The organism is Plasticicumulans sp., from assembly GCF_035331805.1.
Taxonomy (GTDB): Bacteria; Pseudomonadota; Gammaproteobacteria; order Competibacterales; family Competibacteraceae; genus Plasticicumulans.
The window spans coordinates 1-4179 of the sequence record NZ_DAOLKE010000306.1; the positions used below are offsets into that span (position 1 = coordinate 1).

Below are 4179 nucleotides of genomic sequence, written 5' to 3' on the forward strand. Positions count from 1 at the left end.
GCCTGCAGGCGCCGACGGACGTAGGCGATATGCTCCTGCGCAGCGCGCCGCGCCGTTTCCGGTTGCCGCTCGCCGATCGCCTGCGCGATCGCCTGATGTTGCGCCATCAGCTCGCGGCGGGTTTCCGGGCTGACGGCGATTTCCTTCAAGGTCCGCCGCACATGCTCGTGCAGCAGGCGCATGACGCTGCCCACCAGATGCGCATACAGCACGTTGTGCGCCGTCTCGGCGATCGTCAGGTGAAAACCGACATCGGCCGCCACCTGCTCGCTCCGATTGTTGCCAGCGTAGGCCAGATCGAGCCGCGCGTAAGCCTGCGCCAGCCGTTGCAGATCATCGTCGGTCGCGCGCTGCGCGGCCAGCTCGGCAGCCGACGATTCGAGCAGCAGGCGAAACTCGAGCACGTCCTCGTGCAGCGCTGGATGCTGCTCGAGTAGCGGTTGCCAGGGGTCGCTGAAACTCGCCGCCAGGCGATCGGTCACGTACGTTCCGCCGCCATGCCGGCTGACCAGCAGTTCGCGCGAAACCAGCCGCTTGATCGCCTCGCGCAGCGACGGGCGCGAAACGCCGAACTCCAGCGCCAGTTCGCGCTCGGCCGGCAGGCGCTCGCCCGGCTTCAGCGTCCCGTCGAGGATGCGCGCTTCGAGCTGATGAGCGATCGCGTCGGGAATGCGCGGCAGATTGAGCTTGACATGACGCATTCGGGGCAATGCTCGGAGCGGATCGACGAGGAAATGAGGAGAGAGCGCGGAGTGACCGGCGAATGACGGATTCCGGCCGGCGGCAGCCCGCAGTATCGCAGGAAAGCCGCATGCTCACCAGTTCGCCGCAGCGCCACAGCGCTCCGCTACCCGCACGGCGCTGCACGCCGGCCGAAAAATGCAGGCGATGTGTGCAATAGCGCACAGATCCCGATCGCCATCCGGCCGACAATGCGCTCGAGTGCTTGGCGGCCACCACCTCCCTCCCCCCCCTCGCCAGGCGCTTGCAGTACCGGCCCGGCAACGGCTCCCCCACCGTTCCGGGCCATTTTCGTCGACCCGCGCGCCGCTTGCGCGCGATCCGCCGGCTCCCGCTGACCGAGCGGGCGATTGACAAGGCGCGCGCTCCTCGCTAATGTACCGGAAAGTGGTCTTACCACTTTTGACGTTCGCCTTTCCGTCGCATCTTTCCGTCGCATTCGCGCAGAGGAGCCAGTCATGGACGCAGCGGGCAGCCGGCACTATCCGGACAAACCGGTCAAGGTGTATCTCTTCGGAACGTGTCTGATCGATCTCTTCTGGCCGCAGGCCGGCCTCGACGCCGTCCGCCTGCTCGAACGCGAAGGCATCGAGGTCATCTACCCGGCCGATCAGACGTGCTGCGGACAGCCCGCGCACAGCAGCGGCTTCCCCGAGCAGAGCCGCGCCGTCGCGCTCGCCCAACTGGCGCTGTTTCCCGAGCCGTGGCCGGTCGTCGTCCCCTCGGGCTCGTGCGCCGGCATGATGCGCCAGCACTATCCAGACCTTTTCGCCGACGACGCGCAGCACCTGGCGCAAGCGCGCGCGCTCGCCGAACGCGTCTTCGAACTGAGCGAGTTCCTCGTCCATGTCGCGCGCGTCCGGCTGACCGACCTTGGCCCGGCAACGCGCGTCGCCGTGCACACCTCGTGCGCCGCGCGTCGCCAGATGGGAACGCACGCGCACGCCGGCGCGCTGCTCGCCCAACTCAGCCGGGTCGAAGTCGCCGTACACGAGCACGAAGCCGAATGCTGCGGTTTCGGCGGCACCTTCTCGCTCAAACACCCGGCAATCTCGGCCGCGATGGCCGCCGACAAGGTCGAAGCGATCGCCCAGACCGGCGCCGACACGCTGCTTTCGGCCGACTGCGGCTGCCTGCTCAACCTGACGCACACGATCGAGAAGGAAGGCCGGCGACTGCCCGGCGAGCACCTGGCCAGCTTCCTCTGGCAACGCACCGCCGGCGAAGGAGGAAAAGCATGAGCGCACGCGACAACATCCTGCAGCGTCTGCGCGCCGCCGGCAGCACTCGGCAGCCGCTCGAACCCGACATCGAAGGCTTCTACGCCGCCGCCAAAGCCGCCCGGCCCGCTTCGACGCGCGCCGCGCGCATCGCGCTCTTCTGCGAGAAGATGGCTTTCTGGCGTGGCGAGGTCGTACGCGTGACGCGCGACACCTGGCCGGAAAAGCTGCTCGAACTGTGCTGCGCGAAAGGAATCAACAGCCTGCTCTACGGCGAGCACAGCGAGCACGCGGCGGCGCTGCAGGCCGCCGGAATCAGCGGCCTGCGGCCCTACGCGCGGCCGATTGACGACTGGAAAGGCGAACTGTTCAGCGAGATCGACGCCGGCTTCACCTCGACGCGCGGCGGCATCGCCGAAACCGGCACGCTGATCCTCTGGCCGGACAACCGCGAACCCCGCCTGCTCTCGCTCGTCCCACCGATCCACTTCGCACTGCTCGACGCCGACAAGCTCTACGACCGCTTTTTCGACGCGATCAGCGAACAAGGCTGGAGCGCCGGCCTGCCGACCAACGCGCTGCTCGTCTCCGGACCCTCGAAAACGGCCGACATCCAGGTCACGCTCGCCTACGGCGCGCACGGCCCGAAGGAGCTGATCGTCCTCCTGCTGGTCAACCCGGGAGAAGTGCAATGAGCAGCGCCACGCACGAACTGAAGTTCGTCCCCGCCAGCGAGTTCCGCGAGCGTTCGGCCACCGCTGTCGGCGACGCGCACCTGCGGCAAAGCTTCCGCGCCGCGATGGATTTCCTGATCGCGCGCCGCGCTGCGCAGTTTCCCGACCTCGCCGCGCTCGAACAGCAGCGCCGCCTGGCCGAACAGATCCGCCAATACACGCTGGCTCGCCTGCCCGATCTGCTCGAACAGCTCGAGCGCAAGCTCACCGCCAACGGTGTCCAGGTGCATTGGGCCGAAACGCCGGCGCAAGCCAACGCGATCATCATCGAGATTGCGCGCCGCCATTCGACGCGCCTCGTCGTCAAGGGCAAGTCGATGGTCAGCGAGGAAGTCGAAGTCAACCATGCGCTCGCCGCCGCCGGAATCGAAGCACTGGAAAGCGACATGGGCGAGTACATCGTCCAGCTCGACGGCGAGAAACCGTCGCACATCATCATGCCGGCGATCCACAAGACGAAACAGCAGATCGCCCGCCTCTTCGCCGCCAAGGTGCCGGGCGCCCGCTATACCGAATCGGTCGACGAACTGATCGGCATCGGCCGCGCCGTCCTGCGCGAAAAGTTCCGCGCCGCCGAAGTCGGCCTTTCCGGCGTCAACTTCGCCGTCGCCGAAACCGGCACGCTGTGTCTGGTCGAAAACGAAGGCAACGGCCGCATGTGCACGACCGTTCCCGACGTGCATATCGCGATCACCGGCATCGAAAAGGTCGTCGAAAAGCTCGCCCACGTGCCGCCGCTCTTCGGCCTCTTGACACGCTCGGCGACCGGTCAGGCGATCACCACCTACTTCAACCTGATCAGCGGCCCGCGCAAAGCGGGCGAGAAGGACGGCCCGCGCGAGCTGCACCTCGTCCTCGTCGACAACGGCCGCACGCAGGCCTACCGCGACGAACAGATGCGCGCGACGCTGCAGTGCATCCGCTGCGGCGCGTGCATGAACCATTGCCCGGTCTACACGCGCATCGGCGGGCACGCCTACGGAACGACCTACCCGGGGCCGATCGGCGGCATCATCTCGCCGCACCTGCTCGGCCTGGCCGGAACACACGCCTTGCCCACCGCCTCGACGCTGTGCGGCGCCTGCGGCGAAGTCTGCCCGGTGCGCATCCCGATTCCCGACCTGCTCGTCCGCCTGCGCAACGAAGCGCAGCACGACGCGCGCCCCGGTCAGCCGCCGCTGCTCGGCCAGGGCGCCGCGAAGAGCCGTCTGGCCGACGCCGTCTGGCAAGGCTGGGCGGCGCTGCACGCGCGCCCGGCGCTCTACCGCGCCTACGCCTGGCTGGCGACGCGCTTCCGCGCCCTGACGCCGCCCCGGCAATCCGGCTGGACGCTCAGCCGGACGCCGCTCAAACCCGCGCCGCGCAGCCTGCACGAGCTGCTGGCGGAACGAACGAAGCGCTGAACAGCGAAAAAATTTTCGCGGGCGCAGCGCGCCCGGTAAAAAGCGGAAAAGCGGAAAAGCGACGCCGCTGCGCGGCGACAG

4 protein-coding genes are annotated in these 4179 nt (G+C 68.0%); 3 read left to right on the forward strand and 1 reads right to left on the reverse strand.

Annotation, left to right across the window (positions count from 1 at the left end; genetic code table 11):
* The coding region (locus PKE44_RS15790) for an FCD domain-containing protein (RefSeq protein WP_324553034.1) at positions 1-701 on the reverse strand (701 nt) is incomplete at its 3' end.
* A gap of 498 nt (positions 702-1199) precedes the next feature.
* Here PKE44_RS15790 and PKE44_RS15795 point away from each other — a divergent pair.
* From PKE44_RS15795 to PKE44_RS15805, 3 genes are read left to right on the forward strand one after another with little or no spacing between them, the layout of a single operon-like run.
* Positions 1200-1982 carry a (Fe-S)-binding protein gene (locus tag PKE44_RS15795; protein ID WP_311100251.1) on the forward strand — a complete coding sequence of 261 codons (783 nt, stop codon included), beginning with the start codon at positions 1200-1202 and terminating at the stop codon, positions 1980-1982.
* Positions 1979-2656 (forward strand): lactate utilization protein, encoded by a 678-nt coding sequence (locus tag PKE44_RS15800; RefSeq protein ID WP_311100253.1) that lies wholly within the window; start codon positions 1979-1981, stop codon positions 2654-2656. The genes PKE44_RS15795 and PKE44_RS15800 overlap by 4 nt, the downstream gene beginning before the upstream one ends.
* Positions 2653-4098, forward strand: coding sequence for a LutB/LldF family L-lactate oxidation iron-sulfur protein (locus PKE44_RS15805; RefSeq protein ID WP_324553037.1), 1446 nt, complete (start codon positions 2653-2655; stop codon positions 4096-4098). The genes PKE44_RS15800 and PKE44_RS15805 overlap by 4 nt, the downstream gene beginning before the upstream one ends.
* The last annotated feature ends 81 nt before the right edge of the window (positions 4099-4179 follow it).

Coding starts and splice junctions, on each gene's coding strand:
- PKE44_RS15805 (WP_324553037.1), top strand. CDS start 2,653: ATGAGCAGCGCCACGCACGAACTGAAGTTCGTCCCCGCCAGCGAGTTC.
- PKE44_RS15800 (WP_311100253.1), top strand. CDS start 1,979: ATGAGCGCACGCGACAACATCCTGCAGCGTCTGCGCGCCGCCGGCAGC.
- PKE44_RS15795 (WP_311100251.1), top strand. CDS start 1,200: ATGGACGCAGCGGGCAGCCGGCACTATCCGGACAAACCGGTCAAGGTG.